At 39.8% G+C, this 21,710-nt stretch carries 16 protein-coding genes and 1 tRNA gene; 10 read left to right on the plus strand and 7 right to left on the minus strand.

All coding sequences use genetic code 11. The features are described from left to right. Window positions 1-70: 70 nt before the first annotated feature. Window positions 71-1,471 (minus strand): aminotransferase class I/II-fold pyridoxal phosphate-dependent enzyme, encoded by a 1,401-nt coding sequence (locus tag SOI82_RS03725; protein WP_320668031.1) that lies wholly within the window; start codon window positions 1,469-1,471, stop codon window positions 71-73. A 54-nt stretch (window positions 1,472-1,525) separates the two neighbouring features. On the opposite strand from SOI82_RS03725, the gene SOI82_RS03730 reads away from it, so the two are divergent. After that, a complete protein-coding gene (locus SOI82_RS03730; RefSeq protein ID WP_320668032.1) occupies window positions 1,526-3,214 on the plus strand; it encodes an AarF/ABC1/UbiB kinase family protein in 1,689 nt (562 codons plus the stop codon). A gap of 111 nt (window positions 3,215-3,325) precedes the next feature. On the opposite strand, the gene SOI82_RS03735 is transcribed toward SOI82_RS03730, so the two are convergent. Further along, window positions 3,326-4,366 (minus strand): RpoD/SigA family RNA polymerase sigma factor, encoded by a 1,041-nt coding sequence (locus tag SOI82_RS03735; protein WP_320668033.1) that lies wholly within the window; start codon window positions 4,364-4,366, stop codon window positions 3,326-3,328. 114 nt (window positions 4,367-4,480) lie between these two features. Between SOI82_RS03735 and SOI82_RS03740 the strand changes: the two genes are divergently transcribed. Both SOI82_RS03740 and SOI82_RS03745 read left to right on the plus strand, forming a co-directional pair. Continuing rightward, window positions 4,481-5,218 carry a pseudouridine synthase gene (locus SOI82_RS03740; protein WP_320668034.1) on the plus strand — a complete coding sequence of 246 codons (738 nt, stop codon included), beginning with the start codon at window positions 4,481-4,483 and terminating at the stop codon, window positions 5,216-5,218. Continuing rightward, window positions 5,218-6,135, plus strand: coding sequence for a helix-turn-helix domain-containing protein (locus SOI82_RS03745; protein ID WP_320668035.1), 918 nt, complete (start codon window positions 5,218-5,220; stop codon window positions 6,133-6,135). The genes SOI82_RS03740 and SOI82_RS03745 overlap by 1 nt, the downstream gene beginning before the upstream one ends. On the opposite strand, the gene malQ is transcribed toward SOI82_RS03745, so the two are convergent. Continuing rightward, entirely contained in the window at window positions 6,069-7,616 is a 1,548-nt protein-coding gene (malQ, locus tag SOI82_RS03750) for a 4-alpha-glucanotransferase (protein WP_320668036.1), read from the minus strand. The genes SOI82_RS03745 and malQ overlap by 67 nt on opposite strands. Window positions 7,617-8,347: 731 nt before the next feature. After that, window positions 8,348-8,887, minus strand: coding sequence for a hypothetical protein (locus SOI82_RS03755; RefSeq protein ID WP_320668037.1), 540 nt, complete (start codon window positions 8,885-8,887; stop codon window positions 8,348-8,350). An 87-nt stretch (window positions 8,888-8,974) separates the two neighbouring features. On the opposite strand from SOI82_RS03755, the gene SOI82_RS03760 reads away from it, so the two are divergent. Next, on the plus strand, window positions 8,975-9,970 hold the full coding sequence (locus SOI82_RS03760) for a ribose-phosphate pyrophosphokinase (protein WP_320668038.1): 996 nt from the start codon (window positions 8,975-8,977) through the stop codon (window positions 9,968-9,970). Window positions 9,971-10,059: 89 nt separating this feature from the next. On the opposite strand, the gene pepN is transcribed toward SOI82_RS03760, so the two are convergent. Beyond that, a complete protein-coding gene (gene pepN, locus SOI82_RS03765) occupies window positions 10,060-12,681 on the minus strand; it encodes an aminopeptidase N (protein ID WP_320668039.1) in 2,622 nt (873 codons plus the stop codon). 121 nt (window positions 12,682-12,802) lie between these two features. Then, complete coding sequence (locus SOI82_RS03770; RefSeq protein ID WP_320668040.1) at window positions 12,803-13,249, minus strand: cAMP phosphodiesterase; 447 nt, start codon at window positions 13,247-13,249, stop codon at window positions 12,803-12,805. A 743-nt stretch (window positions 13,250-13,992) separates the two neighbouring features. Here SOI82_RS03770 and SOI82_RS03775 point away from each other — a divergent pair. Next, a complete protein-coding gene (locus SOI82_RS03775) occupies window positions 13,993-15,138 on the plus strand; it encodes a histidine kinase (protein WP_320668041.1) in 1,146 nt (381 codons plus the stop codon). Between the two features lie 44 nt (window positions 15,139-15,182). Then, a tRNA-Glu gene (locus tag SOI82_RS03780) sits at window positions 15,183-15,255 on the plus strand. Between the two features lie 132 nt (window positions 15,256-15,387). On the opposite strand, the gene SOI82_RS03785 is transcribed toward SOI82_RS03780, so the two are convergent. Beyond that, window positions 15,388-15,879 (minus strand): SRPBCC family protein, encoded by a 492-nt coding sequence (locus tag SOI82_RS03785; protein ID WP_320668042.1) that lies wholly within the window; start codon window positions 15,877-15,879, stop codon window positions 15,388-15,390. A 245-nt stretch (window positions 15,880-16,124) separates the two neighbouring features. On the opposite strand from SOI82_RS03785, the gene SOI82_RS03790 reads away from it, so the two are divergent. The 4 genes from SOI82_RS03790 (at window position 16,125) to SOI82_RS03805 (ending at window position 21,700) form a co-directional block, all read left to right on the plus strand. After that, window positions 16,125-17,180 carry an FAD-binding oxidoreductase gene (locus SOI82_RS03790; protein WP_320668043.1) on the plus strand — a complete coding sequence of 352 codons (1,056 nt, stop codon included), beginning with the start codon at window positions 16,125-16,127 and terminating at the stop codon, window positions 17,178-17,180. Between the two features lie 193 nt (window positions 17,181-17,373). Further along, a complete protein-coding gene (zwf, locus tag SOI82_RS03795) occupies window positions 17,374-18,897 on the plus strand; it encodes a glucose-6-phosphate dehydrogenase (RefSeq protein ID WP_320668044.1) in 1,524 nt (507 codons plus the stop codon). 37 nt (window positions 18,898-18,934) lie between these two features. After that, the gene (locus SOI82_RS03800) at window positions 18,935-20,260 is read left to right on the plus strand and encodes a glucose-6-phosphate dehydrogenase assembly protein OpcA (protein ID WP_320668045.1); all 1,326 of its coding nucleotides are present in this window, start codon (window positions 18,935-18,937) and stop codon (window positions 20,258-20,260) included. Between the two features lie 12 nt (window positions 20,261-20,272). Next, window positions 20,273-21,700: a cobyrinate a,c-diamide synthase gene (locus SOI82_RS03805; RefSeq protein ID WP_320668046.1), complete on the plus strand. Its 1,428-nt coding sequence runs from the start codon at window positions 20,273-20,275 to the stop codon at window positions 21,698-21,700. Window positions 21,701-21,710 lie beyond the last annotated feature (10 nt).

Consider the following 21,710-nt stretch of genomic DNA (forward strand, 5'->3'; position numbering starts at 1 on the left):
AAAACTGACCGGTATTTTTTTCGTTCAAAACTTTCAAAAACTATGTTATCAATATTCAATAATGTAAGGCTTACTGATTTACCACCCTCAAATGAGAAGGAATCTGATCCGGCCATAAGCTCCTTTGTTGAAGAAGCCATTTCACTCCAGCTTTCTCTAAGGATTCCCCTGGAATCAATATTGGAATTCCAGGTGGATAAGGACAAATCATTTCAGCTGCCACCCGTCCAACAGCTTCGTTTAAAGGAACGGTATGAGACTTAGATCGCCAAGCGAAAGCACAACTCATCATTGGCGTCATCAATAGTGGAACTGGAGGAGCAACAAAAGCAGGTAAAGGTTTGCGATCCGGGTGTGAAGCTAAAAGAGCATTCCAATTTCTCTTAAAACGTCTTGCTAGCCCTTTTTGAGGCGCAAACCCAAGGCAAAGTGTCAAGCAACCTGGCTCAGGCAGCTCTCCTACTATTCCGTGTTGAATTAACCAATTATCTGCATCGAAACCACTTATACCCTTAGAGGCAGAATGAACAATTAAACGCAAAGGGTCCTGATTAAGTAGCAACGGGACGCCCATATTTCTTAATTGGGTCGATATCTGTCTCGCCTCATTAATGCGTGTTATTAATTTGCTTTGGCCTGATTTAGTCTTCCATTCACTTAACGCAGATTCACAAGAGGCTAGTAATAGAGCACTTGGACTAGAGGTCTGAAGCCAACTGACACTTCTTTCGACTGCTATAGGGTCCACTCGATCTCCCTGCAACCAAAGAACAGCAGTTTGAACAAGACCTGCTGCTGACTTATGTAATGAATGAACTACTAAATCAGCACCTGCTGATAACCCTGAGGCAGGCAAATCCATATCAACTCTGCTCGCAAAATGAGCGCCATGCGCCTCATCAACCAAAACTGGCCAACCCCGCTCATGAAAAATCTTTACCAAAGATGTGAGATCACCTGTATAGCCGTGATAAGTAGGGTTTATCAAAACTGTTGCTGCAATATCAACTTCACTTAGCGGAAGTGCATTCAAAACTTTTTGAATCCAAAAAGCATCAGATGTTCCAAAATGACCTCGATCAGCCATAAATGGAACGTCATATAAAACGGGCTGTAACTCAGAGATTGCACATGCCTGAATAAGACTGCGATGAATATTGCGAGGCATCAAAACAGCCTGGCCAGGTCTGGTAATTGATAAAAGTGCCGCTTGCAAAAGCCCTGTTGCACCATTAACCCCATACCAACACCTCTTAGCTCCAACGCCACATGCTGAGCGTTCCTGACTTGCAGCAACTGCTCCGTTAGAAATAAGAGGCCCACCTAAATCTGGGAGTTCAGGTAAATCCCATAAACCTGCACGTTTTCCAAGGAGTTTCTTTATTTCCGTCGGTAAAGCAACTCCTCTCCCATGAGCAGGCAGGAAAAGACTCTTGCCTCGATTAAAAGTTAGTAATGAAGCAATTCCCATAGATTTATATTCTGCTTTCTAAAGTCTGGATAACAACGTGTAGGTCTATTGGAAGTGTTCGATGCTCCCTCTAATAATGCATCTGGGATACCAGCATTACGCTATGACCCTGAGCGTGACCTGGCTTGGTTATTGGTAAGACCCTGGATATGGATCCCACGAATTTTTGAAATAATCACCTCATTATCCATCCTCACAATCAGGATGCTATTACAAGGATCAAGTAATAACGAAAAAGTCCATCAGAGCCTCGCAAGAAACCTTCTAGAAACTCTTACAAACTTAGGACCTTGCTTCATAAAAGTTGGTCAAGCATTATCAACACGTCCCGACTTGGTAAGGCGTGACTGGCTTGAAGAGCTAACTAATCTTCAAGATAACCTTCCACCTTTTGAACATCACAAAGCTCTCAAAACTATTCAAGAAGAACTTGGCGCTCCAGCAAAACAAATCTTTGAAGAGTTCCCTGATCATCCTATTGCCTCTGCAAGTCTAGGCCAGGTATACAAGGCAAGACTTCAGGCTGATTATTGGGTAGCAGTAAAAATACAACGACCTAATCTACCATTTATATTAAGGCGTGATTTAGTCATAATAAAATTACTTGGCATAGTTACATCTCCAATTCTCCCCTTAAATCTGGGCTTCAGTCTAAGCGAGATAATTGATGAGTTTGGTAAAACACTTTTTGAAGAGATTGATTATGAGTTAGAAGCAAGTAATGCTGAAAGATTCTCAAACTTATTTAGTAAAAATCCAACTATATATGTGCCGAGAGTGGAACGTCTTGTCTCATCCAGAAAAGTTCTTACAACTAGCTGGGTAGAAGGTACCAAATTAAAAGATAGTCAAGAACTTAGAGCAATTGGTTTAGATCCATCTGCACTAATTAAAACAGCAGTAATAAGTGGAATTCAACAATTACTAGAATTTGGATACTTTCATGCTGATCCTCATCCAGGAAATATCTTTGCTTTAGAAGGCAAAACTTCTGATCTTGGTCATATGGCATATATAGACTTTGGAATGATGGACTCAATCTCTAATGAGGATAGAGTTACACTTACAAAGGCTATTGTGCATCTAATCAATAGTGATTTTAATCTTCTTGCAAAAGCTTTTCAAAAACTAGGTTTCTTAAGTGCTGAAGAAAGTCTTGATGTGATCAGCCCTGTCCTAAAAGAGGTATTAGGAGAAGCACTTGATGAAGAAGTAGCAAATTTCAACTTCAAAGCCATAACAGATAAGTTTTCAGAATTAATGTTTGATTATCCTTTTAGAGTCCCTGCACGCTTTGCCTTGATAATTCGTGCAGTTGTAAGCCAAGAGGGTCTTGCATTAAAGTTAGATCCAAATTTCAAAATAATTGCTGTTGCATACCCATATGTTGCTAGAAGGTTGCTTTCTGGCGAAACTAAGGAGATGCTAGATATTCTTCTAGATGTAATCTTCGATAAAAAAGGTGGAATACGCCTAGATCGAATAGAAAATCTTTTAGATGTACTAACAAACGATTCAAGTGCGTCAGACTCAACACTATTACCTGTAGCTGGAGCCGGCCTTAAGCTCCTACTAAGCCCAGATGGTTCTATGCTAAGAAGAAACTTATTAATGACAATGATTAAGGATGAAAGATTAAATACTAGTGACATCAAAGGATTATTAAAATTACTAAGGAGTAAGTTCAAGACAAAAGAAATTGCTGAGGATTTAATTAGATATCTAAATCCACTTGCTGCCTAGATTCTAATTAAAAAGCACATTCAATTCTAAATAAATGTTCAATAACTTCATCTTCAATCTTGTCTAGGAATCATAACCTTAAAAGTCAAATCATAAGGGACATAATACAAATCAAGTCCTCAAATATTCCTTCAACTCTTTAGGAGAACTTCTCATAAGAGCAAGACCATCTCTCTCTAAGCGGCGAGCACGATCACGACTCATCCCTAAATCCTTCGCGATTCCAGTCAAGCTCATCGGTGCCTCTCCATCTATGCCATAACGCATCCTCAAAACTCGAGACTGCAATTCCGGTAACTGCTCAAGCAATGTTTCCAAATCACCTTTCATGCATTCACTCTCAATTTGCTCACTTGGCACATCTTTTCCAGCAGAAAGCAAATCAAGCAGCTCAGTTTCATCCCCATCCCCCACACTCATCTGCAAACTCATTGGTTGACGTGCACTACACATCAACTCTTTGACATCTTCTTCGGGAAGCTCTACAAACTCAGCCAGTTCAGTCAAAGTTGGTGTTCGAGCCATTTGTTGACTCAATTCACGCTGACCCTTCTTCAACTTGTTGAGCATTTCAGTGATATGGATAGGCAAACGAATCGTTCTGCTCTTCTCTGAAATCGCACGAGTTATCCCCTGTCGTATCCACCAATAGGCATAAGTAGAGAATTTGTACCCACGCGTCGGATCAAATTTCTCAACTCCTCGAACCAATCCAATAGTTCCCTCCTGGATTAGATCCAAGAGCTCCATGTTCCGCTTTGTGTACTTCTTAGCAACACTGACCACCAATCGCAAATTGGCCGCAACCATGCGCTCTTTTGCACGCTGACCATTCTTTAACTTCTTTTTCAACTGTAAAAGAGTTAATCCAGCAGCCACTGCAAGGGCATCCTGACTAGGCTTATCACCTAAATCGGCCTGAAGTTCAGCTTCTAGAAGCTCCAGAGACATCAACTCCTGCACTTGTCGCCCCAATGTGATCTCTTGCTCATGAGTAAGCAATGGCACACGACCAATATCACGTAAATAAGAACGGACCAGGTCAACTTCTACTGGGGAGGAAAAGGTCACAGGCAATATCGAAACCCCTTTGTTTCCTAATCTATCATTGCTCCTGATGTAGCAAAATCTTGCTTCGCTAAGAGTATTCATGAAATATTAACTTTTAGTATTCAGGCAATAATCCAATCATTTGATTTATAATAAAGTCATATCTCATATCATTCAAAAGAAACAGCCTCTAAATATAAGAAAGTAAAAATTAAGATGCCCAAACTAAGACTACAAAAAATTCTTTCCGAAGCTGGTATATGCTCCAGGCGCAAAGCGGAAGCCCTTTTAAGTCAAAATCGTGTAATAATTAATGGTAAAACAGCTCAACCAGGAGACAAGGCAGATCCAAAATTAGACATTATTTTTGTTGATAACTTACAAGTAATTAACAGGACTGAGTATAAAGTAATCCTTCTAAATAAGCCTATAGGGGTAATAAGTACATGCAGTGATCCACGCGGCAGGACAACAGTTTTAGACCTCATTCCAGAAAAATTTCGCAAAGGGCTTCATAATGTCGGGCGTTTAGATTTAAGCAGCAGAGGGGCAATACTCCTTACCAATGATGGAGATCTAACCCTTCAATTAACCCACCCTCGTTATTTACATACAAAAACATATAACGTATGGGTAGAAGGAGTACCTTCCAATAAAGCCATAAAAGAATGGGAGAATGGTTTAATTTTAGACGGAAAGTTAACAATGAATGCATCAGTTAAACTATTAAAATGTGAACCACATAAAAGCTTACTTAAAATTATTTTAAAAGAAGGGAGAAAAAGGCAAATACGCAGGATAGCAACCATACTAGGACACCCAGTAATTGATCTCCAACGCACTGCAATTGGATCTATTAAATTAAATAATTTACATGAAGGAGATTGGCGAAAGTTAAAACCAGAAGAGTGCAAGCTACTAAAAAAAACATCAATAAGTAAATATTCCGTTTAATGGCGCTAAAAATTCCTTGGATGACTCCCAAAAAATCTAAAGACAAACCCCTGACTATTAAAAAAAGTCCAAAGCAATTTTTTCTAGAAGCTGCACAACTGTTAAAGGAACGAAGAGAAGAATATGGGATCAGCAGAAATGATCTTGCAAGAAAGACAAGAATTACACCCTATATATTAGAAGCAATAGAAAAAGGATATGTCAAGAAATTACCTGAAGCAGCATATCTGTATTCAATGCTGACAGTTCTTGAAATTGAGCTTAATTTAGAAAGGAAAAGTCTTGATGGGATACTTAAATTAAGCAAAATTCCAATAAATGGGCCAAATTCAAACAAAATCAGCTCAGAGAAACATATCTTTAGGACATTGCAAGGTGTACTTATATATATATCTTTAATGCTTTGTAGCATATTTGGGTTAAATTATCAACAAAGGCAATTGGCAAAGCTAAATAGTCAGACATTTCTCCCTATTCCTTCAAATATCGAAAGAAAGTTAATAGTCAACGACTTAATGAAGAAGCAAAAAGATAATACAAAAGAAGCTGAAGAGAAGATTATTACCATGCAATATTATCCAATTTGGGTAGATATTTTACTAAGTAAGTTCAAAAAGCAAGGTCATTTTGAATGGCTTGAGCTAGAAATTAGTAATCCAAGTAAAGTTTCAATCAAAAGTGGGGGGAGGCATCAATCTGATTTCAAGAAAGTGCGGGGAAAACTTAAATTAAAGTTACTAGAACCTGTAATCGTTAATATTCAGCCGCCGCTCACTAAGGAGGACAAAATCATTTGGAGAGGAAAAAATTATATAGATTTTAAGCCGAGGAATAGTTCCTATAGATTCACTCAAGAATCGAACAATCCAATCGCACCTTCTAATGATCGTCCCGATAAGATCCCTCGTTCTCCATAATCTTTTAATGCTTTGAGAAGATGAGAGTCAAGAGTTGTTAGTCGCCAATTCCAATTATTTTCTATGGTGCCAGGAGTATTAAAGCGAGCTTTATTGTCTAAAGAAAGTAAATCCTGTAATGGCGCTACTACAAGTCTTGCATCAGTTTTCAAGCCCATTTCAATTAATTTCCATCCAGGGGAATCAATACTCCTTGTAGAGCGCTGATTAATTCGATCTTTAGTTTCTATATCAAGAGAATCCCACCAACCCAACGTTGTGGGATTGTCATGAGTACCTGTATAGACAACCCAAGCATTTCCTTGAATATTCTCAGGCAAATAAGGGTTATTGGCGTCACCATTAAACCCAAATTGGAGGATTTTCATTCCTGGCAACCCGAATTCATCCCTCAGCTCTTCTACCTCTGAAGTAATCACACCAAGATCTTCTGCTACTAAAGGAAGAGTGCCACCACAATCATTCCTCAATAAACGAAGCAAATCAGAACCTGGAGATGGCTTCCAAAAGCCATCTACTGCTGTTGTTTTGTTTCCTGGAACTGCCCAATACGACTCAAGAGCACGAAAATGGTCAAGTCTTAGCAAATCCACCTGCTGGAGATGTCTCGAGAATCTCTTTCTCCACCAATAAAAATGGGTTGCACGATGCTGACTCCATTTATAAACGGGTGTTCCCCATAGTTGCCCAGTAGCCGAAAAGTAATCTGGTGGGACTCCACTCTGATGTTCTAATTCACCACTAGGAAGAATAGAAAAAAGGGAACGCTTACTCCAAACATCCGCACTATCTCTAGATACATAAAAAGGCAAATCACCAAATAGTAAAACTCCTAACTCACTGGCTAATTTCCTGAGAGCATTCCATTGACGATCAAGATGCCATTGCAACAAACGATGTTCTAATAAACTTTTTTTATGCTCTCTTTTCCAACAAGATAAGGAAATTGGGTTTCGAAGAGCAAGTGGTTTAGGCCATTTCCACCAAGGAAGGCCTTCAAATTGTCTACGAATTTCCATAAAAACAACATGATCTTCAAGCCAAAATTGCTTTTGACACCAAAGATTGAAGTCTCTATGAATATCTGAAGCTTGATTTGGCCATTCTTCTCTTAATATTTGCCCCAACTTTTCACTTCTTTCCTGTGCCAAACTGAAGTTCACCGAAATCTTGTGCAAATGCTTGGAGCCAGGCAGGTCTTGAATAACTGAAGAAGATAAAAATCCGTCTTTTACAAGATCTTTAGCGTCAAGGAAACAAGGGTTAAGTGCAAAGCTCGAAGGAGAACTATAAGGAGAACCAGTTGAATCACATGGAGCTAGAGGTAAAAACTGCCAAACGCCAATACCATTAATTGCTAATGCCTTTATCCACTCTCTAGCAGGAGAACCAAAACTTCCAAATGCAGGACTCAAAGGCAATGCTGAAGGGTGAAGCAAAACGCCTATTGATCGCCCTAACTCTTGACTTGAGCAGTACATCAGTTAGGTAGGAAGGAATAGAAAGTCAACAAAATCAATCCCATCTTTTGAAAAGGCACAGTCACTGAAGATATTCACCTTCCTTTTACAAAGGAATAATCATCAAATCAAAGCTCAGAGGAGATTAGATTTTGATAATATATTCTAAATACATCTACTTAACACTAATAACCCATATCTTCTTTTCAGAACCAATGATAAATGTTTTCTGAAGCAAACAAGGCATTGGAAGCCGCCCATGGCAAAGGGAAAATATAGCAATGCAGTTATGCTCTATAAGCTCAGAAAGTACATGTTGTCAAAGATCTATCTAAAGAATTACTCTATGGTAAAAGGACTTGCAACCTCACCACTCTTCAATATCAAGAAGAAACGAAAATAACCCAACACAAAGGCTAATGCCAAAAAAAATTGACTATCAAAAAAAGTCTAAAGTCTTTTTTAATTGTCTTATAGGAAACTATCCTGGTAGAGCATTGCATCGGATAGGGACAGCATTAGTAGGAATCTGGCTGACAAGTTTAATGATAAATCTAATTTGGCCTATGCCGGATCAAAGTACTCTTAGGAAGTCTTTAGAAAAGTCTATTGATGAGAATATATTAAAATAAACCTAAAAAGTATTTGGCAAGTAATCACTTGCAAGTTAATTCAAACTAAAAAATGAAAATCAAAATTTCAAGAAGTTAATATTTAAGCAGCAACTAGTTCCTAATTAATCAACCAAATCTCTATTTAAAACTAAGATTTAGCATGCGTTGGCGCAAGCGAAAAACAACCTCTTCGACCTTGATTTCTTGATCTTTACCACTATTATCATTACTAAGTAATTTATTCCCCTCACTGCCTGGAATCAGTCCACACCAAGGAAGTCCATCTAATTTTCTATGCAAAGGGGTCCAAACACCTCCGACTTGAATAATTCCAAGCAAAGGAACAGACAAAACTTGACAAAGAGCCACATAAGCAGAGGCGCAACCAGTCATCTCTCCAGAAGAATCAGAGGATGCCATCAAGATTGTTGGTTCCCTCCAAGCTGCAAGAGCCTCTAACCAACTACCCCTATAACAATAATTAATAGCTGGATCTCCCAAAACCTGCACTAACCCATTCTCTTTAGATAAAGAAGCAAGGACCTCTCTTGGGTCATCAGCGCATGAATATTCAAGCAATTCTCCTCCCCAGACACTAGATAGTGCAGTAGATCCTGACCTCATTTCATCATCAGACAAATGGCCAGCACCAACTAAAAATGCCCTCTTACAAACCATACTCAGACAATAGACATATAAAGAATATTGGAGAGGTGCCTACACAGCATTACGATCGGAGTACAGCAGATGTTGCTTGCGAGCACCGTGACAAGTTTTCAGACAGCAGCTCGCTCTGAACAAGAGAACGTTTCTCTTGATACATCAAGACTTCGCTTATTCAGTGGCACCTCAAATCCTGATCTTGCTAAAGAGATCGCCAAATATCTCGGGATTTCAGATGGGCCACTTGTCTGCAAAAGATTTGCAGACGGTGAACTCTATGTGCAAATCCAACAATCAATAAGAGGCTGCGATGTCTTTCTAATACAACCCACATGTGCTCCCGTAAATGACAACCTCATGGAGCTAATGATTATGGTTGATGCATGTAAACGTGCATCTGCAAGACAAATTACTGCTGTAATTCCCTACTACGGATATGCAAGAGCTGATAGAAAAACAGCAGGTCGCGAATCAATAACAGCAAAATTAACTGCAAACTTACTTGTCAAATCTGGCGTGGACAGAGTGTTGGCGATGGACCTTCATTCAGCTCAAATACAAGGGTATTTCGATATTCCATGTGACCACATATATGGCTCGCCTGTTCTGGTGGGCTACCTTTCCAAGCAAAAGCTTGGCGAAATAGTAGTTGTTTCACCAGACGTAGGAGGAGTTGCAAGAGCAAGAGCATTTGCCAAGCAAATGAAAGATGCTCCATTAGCGATCATTGATAAACGTCGATCAGCACATAATGTTTCAAAAAGTCTTACTGTTATTGGTGATGTCTCTGGAAAAACAGCAATACTTATTGATGACATGATTGATACTGGTGGCACCATTTGTGCTGGTGCAGAATTGCTAAGAAAAGAGGGTGCAAAACGAGTTATTGCCTGTGCTTCTCACGCAGTATTTTCTCCTCCTGCATTAGAGAGGTTGACTTCTAAAGGGTTATTTGAGCAGGTGATTGTGACTAATAGTATTCCTGTTGAAAATGTGGATAATTTTTCACAGCTAAAGATCTTATCCGTGGCAAATATGCTAGGAGAAGCGATTTGGAGAGTTCATGCAGAGAGCTCAATAAGTTCAATGTTCCGTTAGTTAACGTCTAAATTGATTCAGAACTTACAAAGTTTTTTTTCTCATAAAGCCCAACCAATCAAAGGAAATAAAGGTTTATTAAATAAAACTTAGGCTGATAATATCAATTCAATTACTTCTCGCGTATTGGAGGATAGATCACATTCCGAAAGTTTAAGAAGAACATTAGACATTGCTTCACTATGAACAGGCAAATAACTTTTCCAACGACTAAATACCTTTGCCATTCGTGATGCAGTAATTGGATTTCGTTGATCAAGTTCAATAATCTGATCGGCCATAAACTCATAACCACTGCCATCAATGGCATGAAAAAGTTTTGTATTAGCTGCAAGCCCTCCTAAGACAGCTCTTACTGCATTTGGAGCCATTCGATCAAAGCGAGGGTGTTCTAATAATTCCCGAACGCGCTCAAGACCATCTTTTCTGGGTGTAGAAGCCTCCAGAGCAAACCATGCATCAAGAATGACAGGGCGATCTTTCCATCGCTCATAGAACTCGCTCATGGCCATTTCACGTTCTTTACAATCAATGGGCTTTAGAGCAGTAAGAGCTGCTTTGGCCAAAGTCATTGAATTTCCACCAACTGCCTTCTTGGCATCAATTAGTACCTCAGCATCACCTCCAGCAGCCAACCAGCTCCAAACAATGGAGGTTATTTTGCGAGCACCCATACCTTCGGGCCATTCAAGCAAGGAGGCAGGTCTAATTGTTATTAACAAAGACTTTAAAACCGGTAAAAGTGTCCTTCCAAATAAGGACTGCAAAAACAATCGACCCTCACAAAGACCAATTGGGTCTACAAACTCCTGATAAAGCTCTAATTCAGACGAGCCAGGAAGATTTATCAAAGTTGAAAGGACCTCAGCATCTTCCTCCCCAAGTGTCTTGATCAAATATGAAAAGGTTTCAATTAAACCCGCTTCTAATTGAATATCAGGATTACCAGTACCTCTTGAGGTCAAAGCCCTTCGCATCAAATCTTGTCCTGCATTCCATCTAGAAAATGGATCATCATCAAATTTAAAAAGGTGAAACAGCTCATCTATAGAAACATCAGAATGCCATCTAACTGGAGCAGAAAAGCCTCTAAAAAGAGATACCGTTGGAACCTTTTTTTCTTTAGGAAGTTCTTCGATAATAAAATCTTGCTGATTCTGCTCAAGAATTAATAGTCTCTCTCTGCCTTGTCTACCTTCAGATGAAACTAAGGCAATTAGAATAGGAATAACTAAGGGGTTTTTATTATTCCCATTAATTTCAAAAGACCTATTTTGTTTAGTTTTAAGAGTTAGAGTTCCAACTTCAGGATCCCATTTACGAGTGATTTCTACATAAGGAGTTCCAGGCTGGAAATACCATTGATAAAATTGTTTATGGTCAAAGTAAAGAGAACAATCATCATCACTCGAACCTTCTATTATTGATTCAATAAAATCCTCAGTAGTAGCAGCACAACCATCAAACCTTTTAACATAAGTTTTCATACCTTTCATAAAGGATTTCTTACCTAAGAGCGTATAAAGCATACGAATTAACTCTGCACCTTTCTCATAAATAGTTGTCGTATAGAAATTGTCTATAGCTAAATATTCACTAGGCTTTACAGCATGAGCAGTAGGTCCGGAATCTTCAAGAAATTGTGTATTTCGAAGGAAAGATACATCTTCTATACGCTTTGTTGAAGCCGAATGTAAATCAGCAGTAAAAGACTGATCCCTAAAAACTGTTAGGCCTTCTTTCAAAGAAAGTTGGAACCAGTCCCTACAGGTAATACGATTACCAGTCCAATTATGAAAGTATTCGTGAGCTATAACACCTTCTATTCTTTGAAGTTCATCATCACTGGCAATATTTGAATCGGCTAAAACTAATTTAGAGTTAAAGATATTAAGACCTTTATTCTCCATTGCACCCATATTAAAATGCCTAACAGCCACTATGTTGTACTCATCTAAGTCATACTCAAAGCTATAAACTTCTTCATCCCATTTCATTGCTCTCTTTAACGAGTCAATAGCATGAGAAGTAAAGGGCTCATCACCAGATTCTACATACAAGTTTATAGATACTTCACGCCCCGAAGATCTAGAGTAAGAATCTTTTATTTGCACTAAATCCCCTGCTACTAATGCAAATAGATAAGAAGGCTTAGGGTTAGGATCATCCCATATTACTTCATGACGTTCTTTATTTAATGAGAGCTTGGATGAAGTAATTTGATTACCATTAGACAATAATATAGGGTATTTCTTAAAATCAGCCTCAACTCTTACTCGATACTTGCTAAGAACATCTGGACGGTCCGGGTGAAAGCAAATTCGTCTAAACCCTTCAGCTTCACATTGAGTTGTCAACAAAGAACCACTTAAGTAAAGCCCCTCTAAAGAAGTATTGTTATATGGGTCAATTCTGGTAACTATCTTTAGATCAAAGGAGGCTGGTGGTGGATGCTTAATTATCAGTTTACTGCTAGAAATAACATATTCATGCTCCATCAAAAGCCTTCCTTCAATACTCAAGTGTTCCAAGGCTAAGTTTTCACCTTGAAGAATTAAAGGAGTGTCCCCTTTGTCTGGCAAAGGCTCTACATGAATACAAGAAGTAACGCGTACATATTCTTGATGAATAGAAAAATCCAGGTAAATAAATGGCAAGAAGAATGGATAAGGCTTGTAATCAGAAAGCTTGACTAAATTCTTATTTACCATTAGGAGTTAGTTGTAATTCAAACCTATTAAAAGGAAATAAGTTTCATAAATATTTCATGCAAAATAAATAAGCTAATCATGCATCATCATAGTTGAATTCATAATCTTTTAAAAATAAGAATTATTTTTTCTGTTTTTCTATAGCCTCCTGAACTTTTGTTTTAACATCTTCTGGGACTTCATTTGGACAATATTGCAAAGCTCCAGTGATTACCTGAAACTCAGCTCCGGCAAAAAGCTGTTTATTTGTTAGTTTTTTGTCTCCAGCAGAAGCGACAACACCACCATGCCTTCCATTGAGGACTTGAGCATAAGTTGATGCAGCAATGCCAACAGCCTTAGGGAATTCAACTCCAGCAGCTCGCGCATTACAAAGGTAAGAAGCTCCCATCCCCCTATATAGGTAAACATCCTCATCAGAAGCAGGCGCTTGCTTATTCGTTGCATCCTTAGAGGGATCCAACCTTCCACGTGGAGGGTTGGATCCCTTACAACCTATAAGCACCATTGGCAGGAGCAGCATGGGCATCACTAGAGCTTTGATTAGACGACGCGAGTGAATTGGCAACGGATTAACTCTGAATGTTCAAAATTGGAGCTATAAAGTCCAATTCTTAATGCTCATAATAATTACATGTTTTGAGTCAAAGGTCTATAAGTCTCTATTGAATAAGGGGGTTCACTAAAAGCCTTTTTTCTTAGCAAGTTAAAGATTGCTTTTAATGGTTCACTTAACAAGGTCGACTTAGCACTATTTTTAGAAGGAAGTCTCACCTTAGAGCAAAGGTAAAAATACCGAGATTATGGTTTTAGTTACATTTTTACAAAGCTAGTAATTCATGTAGATCATTAACCTGCAGAAATAGTTTAAAGACAAGAGTTATTAATAAGTTAACAGTAAAAGAATTAAGTGGAAAGAGCCATCTGTTTAATCACACAAATAGCTCCTGAAGCATCATAACTTCAGGAGAGCACAAAAACCTTAATGAAGAAAGACTTTCAATTCTTGATAGTAGAAAAACGACTCCAAACAGCAAATCCTATCAAAACCATCCTTATTTACGATAATTCCACTAAGTAGTAATAGGAATAATCTTTAAATCAGACCATATGCCTAAAAAGTTGATATAGAGATCAATTCATCGGCCATCGATCCTTTCAAAAAACCTTGAACTATCAAGGCTGTCAAATTGGAGGCAGAAAGATCATATACTTAGCGAGCAAAAAACAGTTCAAAAACTTGTTAGCTGTTCTGCGAGTTTCCGCAAAACCTAATAATGTGTCCCACAGCATTATTAGAGGCTCCAGGCTGTGAATGGGGTCGATCTCAAAAAAAAACAAGAGCTACAGCTTTTACTAGTAGCAGGTCGCAAGCACCTTTCAAGGGGCGACCTTAGATCCCTTATTCAATACCTGGAAAAAGAAGACTTCGGATTCAAAGTCACTCTTCAGTTATCTGATCCCAGCGAGCATCCTGAACTTCTTGAACTACATAGATTAATCGCAATACCTGCTCTAATCAAACTTTCCCCTGCCCCAAAACAAATTTTTGCAGGTAGCAGTATTTTTCAACAGTTGAGAAGCTGGCTTCCTAGATGGCAACAGGAAGGTTTTGTAAGCGGCTTAGGCCTAAGTCTAAAGCCAACAGATCTCGATAGCAGCCGCACTCAGCGAGAATTACTCCTTGAAGATGAATTGTTAGTTTTAAGGCAGGAGAATGAAACACTTATAAATCGCATCGACTCTCAAGAAAGATTACTAAGGATGGTTGCTCATGAATTAAGAACACCTTTAACGGCAGCAGCCCTAGCAGTCCAAAGTCAAAAGCTTGGACAAATCGATATCAATAAATTTCAAGATGTAATCAAAAGACGCCTAGAAGAAATTGAATTGTTGTCTAAAGATCTCTTAGAGGTTGGGAGCACTAGATGGGAAGCACTCTTTAATCCTCAACGAGTAGATCTAGCCAATGTCTCAGCAGAAGCAATTCTTGAACTTGAAAAGCATTGGCTAAGAAGAGGGATTGGGGTTATTACTGATATTCCTTCAGACCTTCCAAAAGTATTTGCAGATCAAAGACGCATGAGGCAGGTTTTGCTCAATCTCATTGAAAACGCATTGAAATATTCAGAAAAGGGTGGAAAGATTTCGATAACAATGCTGCACCGTACAAATCAATGGGTACAAGTCAGCGTTTGTGATAGTGGTCCAGGCATTCCTGAAGAGGAACAACAGCGAATATTCTTAGATCGAGTCCGCTTACCTCAGACATCAAATAGGACATCTGGCTTTGGCATTGGACTTTCAGTGTGTCGTCGCATTGTCGAAGTTCATGGTGGAAGAATCTGGGTGATCTCTGAACCAGACAAAGGATCTTGTTTCTACTTCACTGTTCCTGTATGGCAAGGACAAGAGAAGAATGAGGGAGCCTTGACGGAGGGTGAGGCTGGCCCGTAGCTTGCCAATGTGACCTTAGGCACTAAGCAAAAGGTCACGGCCTCGCCCCCATCGTCTAGAGGCCTAGGACACCTCCCTTTCACGGAGGCGACAGGGGTTCGAATCCCCTTGGGGGTATAACAATGACCAAGGTTTGATTAGATTTAAATTTGTTGATTAATAGAGTTTTGACATTACATTTTCTTTTTTGAAATCTCACAAGAAGAGTTTTGGAAATATTTAGTAGTCATCAAGTCAACCTATCTGTATTTATTTTCTCTTCAATGCAGCTTGTTCAACAGCCAACAAATTAGTCTTTAGATCTCCTCTAAGCCGCTGCTCAATAAGTGCTACAGGCATACCAAGACAGCCCTGAACAGTTAACTCATATAACAAGCAGGTTCCATTGTTTTCTTTAAGTTGTTTCATCTTCCATAAGCCTTCAAAACGCCTAAAGTCGCCTTTAATCAGATGAAAACTTAATACCCCCAAATCACGATTCTCAATTAACTCTAACTGGACCTGGGCGGAGAAGCGAAGACCCATCAACTTTTGAGCTCCCACTTGAGCTAGATGTACACGATTTGCATCACGAGAAATAACCTTACTACTAACTAGGTTTGGAATATGATTACTCAAATTATCGTAATCAGTAAGAATATTCCAAATCGAATCAATAGAAATAGGGGTCCGAAGCAAAGCAGCCAGTCTTCTTGTTCCGTTAGGGAGCCTTTCCATCGTCTGCTCGATGGTCTGGTGCATTATCCCCTTTGATTCCAATGGCAAAAATTGCTTTGAACCAGAAGGCCTCTGAAGTCCCTTAAGAGATTCCAACTGGAACGAAAAGAGAAATAACAGTAGAAGACTATATAAAAATTTATGCCAACAGGCCATCCTGCAGACCATTACATGAGCTGTGCCAATCCCAAAACGTGTCCTCTTTTACTAGCCAAAACAACTAATTCAGCCAAGAAATTGGTATTGTCACCTTCGGTTTTGAGTTATTAATGGCTTATTCGGAAGCACAGGTGATAGCCGGAGGGCTAATCCATATCCCTATTGTTATTGGTCTCTTTAGAGCAATAGAGGGTCAAATAGGCAAAAAAAAGACTCTCAGCACATCAACTGGCTCTTCAGTACCTGCTACTAAAGCCCCTGCCCGCAAAAAACCTCATGCGAATGTTCCTGTAAACACATATAGACCTAAAGCACCTTTCGAAGGAGAAGTACTTGAGAACTACAGCCTGCTTAAAGAAGGTGCTATTGGACGTGTAAACCACATCACATTCAACCTTTCAGGCGGAGATCCACAACTTCGTTACGTAGAAGGCCAAAGTATTGGAATTGTGCCTGCAGGAGAGGATGCAAAAGGTAAGCCCCACAAACTAAGGCTCTACTCGATAGCCAGCACAAGACATGGAGACAATTATGCTGGCAATACAGTCTCTCTTTGTGTTCGCCAACTTCAATATGAAAAAGATGGGCAGACTATTGATGGGGTTTGCTCAACATATTTATGCAATATCAAGCCAGGAGACAAAGTAAAAATCACAGGTCCTGTAGGCAAGGAGATGCTTCTTCCAGACGATGAAGACGCAAACGTAATAATGCTGGCAACGGGGACTGGAATCGCTCCGATGAGAGCCTATCTAAGGCGCATGTTTGAGCCTACTGAAAGACAAAAGAATAAATGGAACTTCAAAGGAAAGGCATGGTTATTTATGGGTGCCCCAAAAACTGCAAACCTGCTTTACGACGAAGATTTTGAACATTATAAAAAGCAATTTCCTGAGAACCTACGCTATACAAAGGCAATCAGCCGAGAGCAAAAGAATACGAAAGGCGGAAGAATGTATATCCAAGATAGAGTTCTTGAGTATGCAGATGAGTTATTTGCTCTTATTGAGGACCCAAAAACCCATATTTACTTGTGCGGACTCAAAGGCATGGAGCCTGGAATAGATGAAGCTATGACCACAGCAGCCAAAGCAAAGGGCATAAATTGGGCAGAGCTAAGGCCTCAATTAAAGAAAGAAGACCGCTGGCACGTTGAAACCTACTAAAAAGCACACAATCTTCTAACTTCTAAAACCTATCAAAAAAAAGCTAGCCCATATGGGCTAGCTTTTTTTTGATAGGTTTTAGAAATCATTCAACAAACTTTTTGGGCATCCGACAACAAAGTATGGCGAGATTCCTAAGACCACTTTGAATTTAGTTAATAATTTTTAAACCAACCCAGGAAGTCTGTGTCCAATGAGCACGCCGACCATAAATCCACTTAGGGTTGGACTACGCCAAGAGCGAGTTATAACTCCACAATGTCTAGTGATCTTTGGCGCAAGTGGAGATCTAACTCATCGCAAACTTATTCCAGCTCTTTTCCAGCTTTTTTTACAACGACGTTTGCCAAGTGATTTTGCAATCATTGGATGTGCTCGACGTCCATGGAGTGATGACGAATTTCGTGAAAGAATGGCTCAAGCTTTAAAGAGAGAAACTAAAAACAATACAAAAGGAGTCACACAATTTCTGGAATACCTTTTCTATGAATCTGTTGATCTTCAACAGCCTGAAGACTTAATCAAACTAGGGAAAAGGTTAGAAGAAATTGATCGAATCAAGGCTACTCATAGCAATCGAACCTTTTATCTCTCTGTCTCTCCAAAATTCTATGGAAGTGGTTGCCAAGCTTTAGCCCGTGCAGGCCTATTAAACGATCCAAAACGTAGTCGATTAGTTATCGAAAAACCATTTGGGCGTGATTACGGGAGCGCTCAAGCCCTTAATCAAATTGTGCAAAGCTCTTGCCAAGAAAGCCAAGTTTTCCGAATCGATCATTATCTCGGCAAAGAAACTGTTCAAAACATACTGGTAATGAGATTTGCCAACGCCATATTCGAACCAATATGGAATAGAAATTATATTTCAAGCGTTCAAATTACTGCTGCAGAAACAGTTGGGGTTGAAGAGCGCGCAGGTTACTACGAAAGCTCTGGCGCACTTCGAGACATGGTACAAAACCATCTCACACAGATGCTTGCAATAACAGCAATGGAACCTCCTGGACACTTTGATCCAGAAGCTATCAGAAACGAAAAAGCAAAAGTTCTTCAAGCCGCTCATCTTGCCAATGAACTTGAACCATGGAAATGTTGCGTTCGAGGGCAATATGAAAAAGGTGGGAGTAGGTCTAAGCCATTAATTGGATACAGAGATGAGCCAGGAGTTAATCCCACTAGCACCACAGAAACATATGTCGCAACAAAGCTGTTCATTGACAATTGGAGGTGGCAAGGGGTGCCTTTCTACCTAAGGACTGGAAAACGGCTGGCGAAACGATTAAGTGAAGTTGTGCTTACTTTCAGAGAAGCACCTGTTCATCTCTTCGACGCAGCAGGAGGTAGTCCAACTTCCAACCAATTAATCCTAAGAATTCAACCCGATGAAGGAGCTGAATTTCGATTTGAAGTTAAATCCCCAGGCTCCGGTATGCGGAGTCGTCCGGTAGAAATGGAGTTTTCCTATGAAGAGTCTTTTGGAGAACCCTCAGACGAAGGTTATGTGAGACTTTTGGCTGATGCCATGCTTGGTGATCCAACACTATTTACTCGCAATGATGAAGTAGAAGCAGCCTGGCGCTTATATACCCCACTATTAGAGCTAATTGAAGATAGGCCTTGGCAATTGCCTACTTACCCATATGAATCAAGAACCTGGGGGCCGGCTGAATCTGATGCTCTTCTAAGCAAAGATGAACTTCTTTGGCGACGTCCATAACTACTGAATTTCCAAATCTTCGAATTGACACAGATCAATGTCTCCACAACTCACACTTCATACCCCTCTCCAAATCCCTCCTTCAGAGATTCCAAGTTATTTAAAACAACTTTGGTCTAAGGAGCAACTTGATAGTTCAGGTGCAACAACTTTTTGTTTACTTGTCTGGCAACCGGCTTGGATTGAGCAAGAACTTGTGCGGACAGGAAAAATAAAAGGTCCCATAGTGGGGAATCAACGCAGAGAACTGATCGAAGCAGCTCGCACAGTTGTTTTGGACAGTGATTTACCTCATTGCACTCCTCCATTAGACAAAAGTGTCGCGACCTCTCTTTCTACATTCATCAACAAAGAACAAGAGGCGGAAGATCTCAGAGGGCAGTATGTAGACGTTGCTATTAGTGCCCTCAATCCAAGACGCCTAATAACCCTCGCACCAACTCTTAAAAAAGGTCATCCACTTGAGACATTGGTCGCTGCTTATTGCCCCTTACTCGACGAAAACAATCTAAATGCTGCCTGCGGAGACGTAGTGGTATTACGAGGTGATCAACAATCACTTAACAAAGGACTAAAAATTTTAAAAGATCTATTACCCAACGAACTGCCCTCATGGCTTTGGTGGAATGGCAACCTCGATGAGGCTCCTGAACTTCTTCATCAATTAGCCATCCCTAAGCGAAGGCTAATTATTGACACTGCACTTGGAGAACCAATCCAATGCCTTGAACTTCTAACAAGCAGAATTTCTTCAGGTCAATCAATAAATGACCTTAATTGGTTACGGCTTAGAAACTGGAGAGAAACCTTGGCAATGGTATTTGATCCGCCTAATAGAAGAGATGCACTTAACCACGTGATTAGGCTTGATATAGATATCGAGGGTAATCATCCTGTCCAAGGACTTTTACTTGCTGCTTGGATTGCCGAGAGGCTCAATTGGGAGCTGAAAAGTGCAAATTCACAAAATGGAGAAATTATTAAAGCAAGCTTCCAACGTGTAGATGGAGAAATTGTTCAGTTATGCCTCATCCCTTTACCAGTTGGGACTCCAAGCATTCACCCTGGTCAATTAGTAGGGATAAGGTTAATCTGCGAACCAAAAAAAGAGCCTCAAAAAGCAACTTGTGTAATTCTTGCTTCAGAATCAGGTGAATGCATGAGGCTAGAAGCTGGGGGAATGGCAAGTATGGAACTTTTAGAAGAAGTAGTACCCATCCAAAGTAATTCTGTCGAGATGGATGTAGCACGCCTTCTTAGCAGTAGTCGAGATAGTAATAGCCCTCTACTTTCTGCCGCCGCACCAATAGCATCCAAACTGCTCAATTTGGTTCTAGCTGAGAAAGAAAGCTTCTCAAACTAAAAACAAATCCACATGGCATTTGTGATTGCAGCTCCAGCAAGTGGAAATGGTAAAACTTTATTAGGAATTGTTCTTGCTGCTTGGGCAAGAAAAAGATCACTAAAGCTACAAACATTCAAAGTAGGGCCTGATTATCTAGACCCACAGCAACTAAGCGTTGTTTCTAAAAGACCCTGCCATAATTTAGATCTTATCCTTTGTGGCTCTAAATGGGTTACCGATAGTTTTTACAACTTTGGAGGGTCTGCTGATCTAGCACTAGTAGAAGGAGTAATGGGACTATTCGATGGTGTAGGGACTTCAAGCGAGGGAAGCACTGCTGCTTTAGCTCGTTGCTTACAACTGCCAATTGTTCTTGTAGTTGATGCAAGAGGACAAGCAGCTTCACTGGCTGCACTTGTTAAAGGATTTCGAGACCAAGATCCTGAGCTTGAACTTGCTGGAGTAGTCCTCAATCACATCAACACTGCCCGCCACAAAGCCTTGTTAACAGAGGTCTTAGAAAGTATCAACGTGAAATTGCTGGGATGCCTACCAAGTGACTCCAAACTCAAACTAACTAGGAGGCATCTAGGCCTAGTGCCTGCTCATGAAATTCAAAACATTCAACACAAGGTAGAAGATTGGGCCGCCATAGCAGAATCGCATCTCAATTTAAAATCCTTCAGAGCTCTTCTCCAACCACCTAAACCAAAACAAAACCTAAATAGCCAACTAATTACATTAGAAAGTACAAAAACACACTTACAACCTTCTCCTATTGCAGTAGCAGAGGATAAGGCCTTTCACTTTCGCTATCCAGAGACAAAAGAAAGCCTAGAAAGTTTGGGCATGCCATGCATTACTTGGCAGCCAATTGCAAACGAACCAATTCCAAAAGAAGCAAAAGGTTTAATTATTCCTGGTGGTTTTCCAGAGCAATATGCAGAGCAATTAAGTACTTGTACAGAGAGCATTAACAGCCTTAGAAGCTTTTGCAGTCAATATCCGACTTATGCCGAATGTGGCGGCATGCTTCTACTGGGGAAAACACTTACGGACTTAAAAGGGAAAACCCATCAAATGGCAGGATTACTGCCTTTCGATGCAAAGAAAGGTCCTCTAAAAGTTGGGTATAGAAATATAAGTTGCAGAAGAGATGGTCTAGTTACAAGGGCAGGTGAAAAGTTGATCGGTCATGAATTCCACCATTGGAAATTAAACATTAATCATGAAACAAATATTTCAGATGCAGTTATAAGCACTAATGCCAAAGAGAAGGATTTCCATGCTCTATGGAATATAAAGGGCTGGGGAATAGAAGAAATAGAAGAAGGTTGGGGAAACAAATTGATACATGCAAGCTGGATTCATCTTCATTGGCCGAGTGCATCAAAAACAATGCAATACTGGAAAAATGCTGTAGAGAGAAACAAAACAAAGGGGAATGTGTCAATGTAAATAGGATTTT

Origin of the sequence: Prochlorococcus sp. MIT 1307 (assembly GCF_034092395.1) — a bacterium.
GTDB lineage: Bacteria > Cyanobacteriota > Cyanobacteriia > PCC-6307 > Cyanobiaceae > AG-363-K07.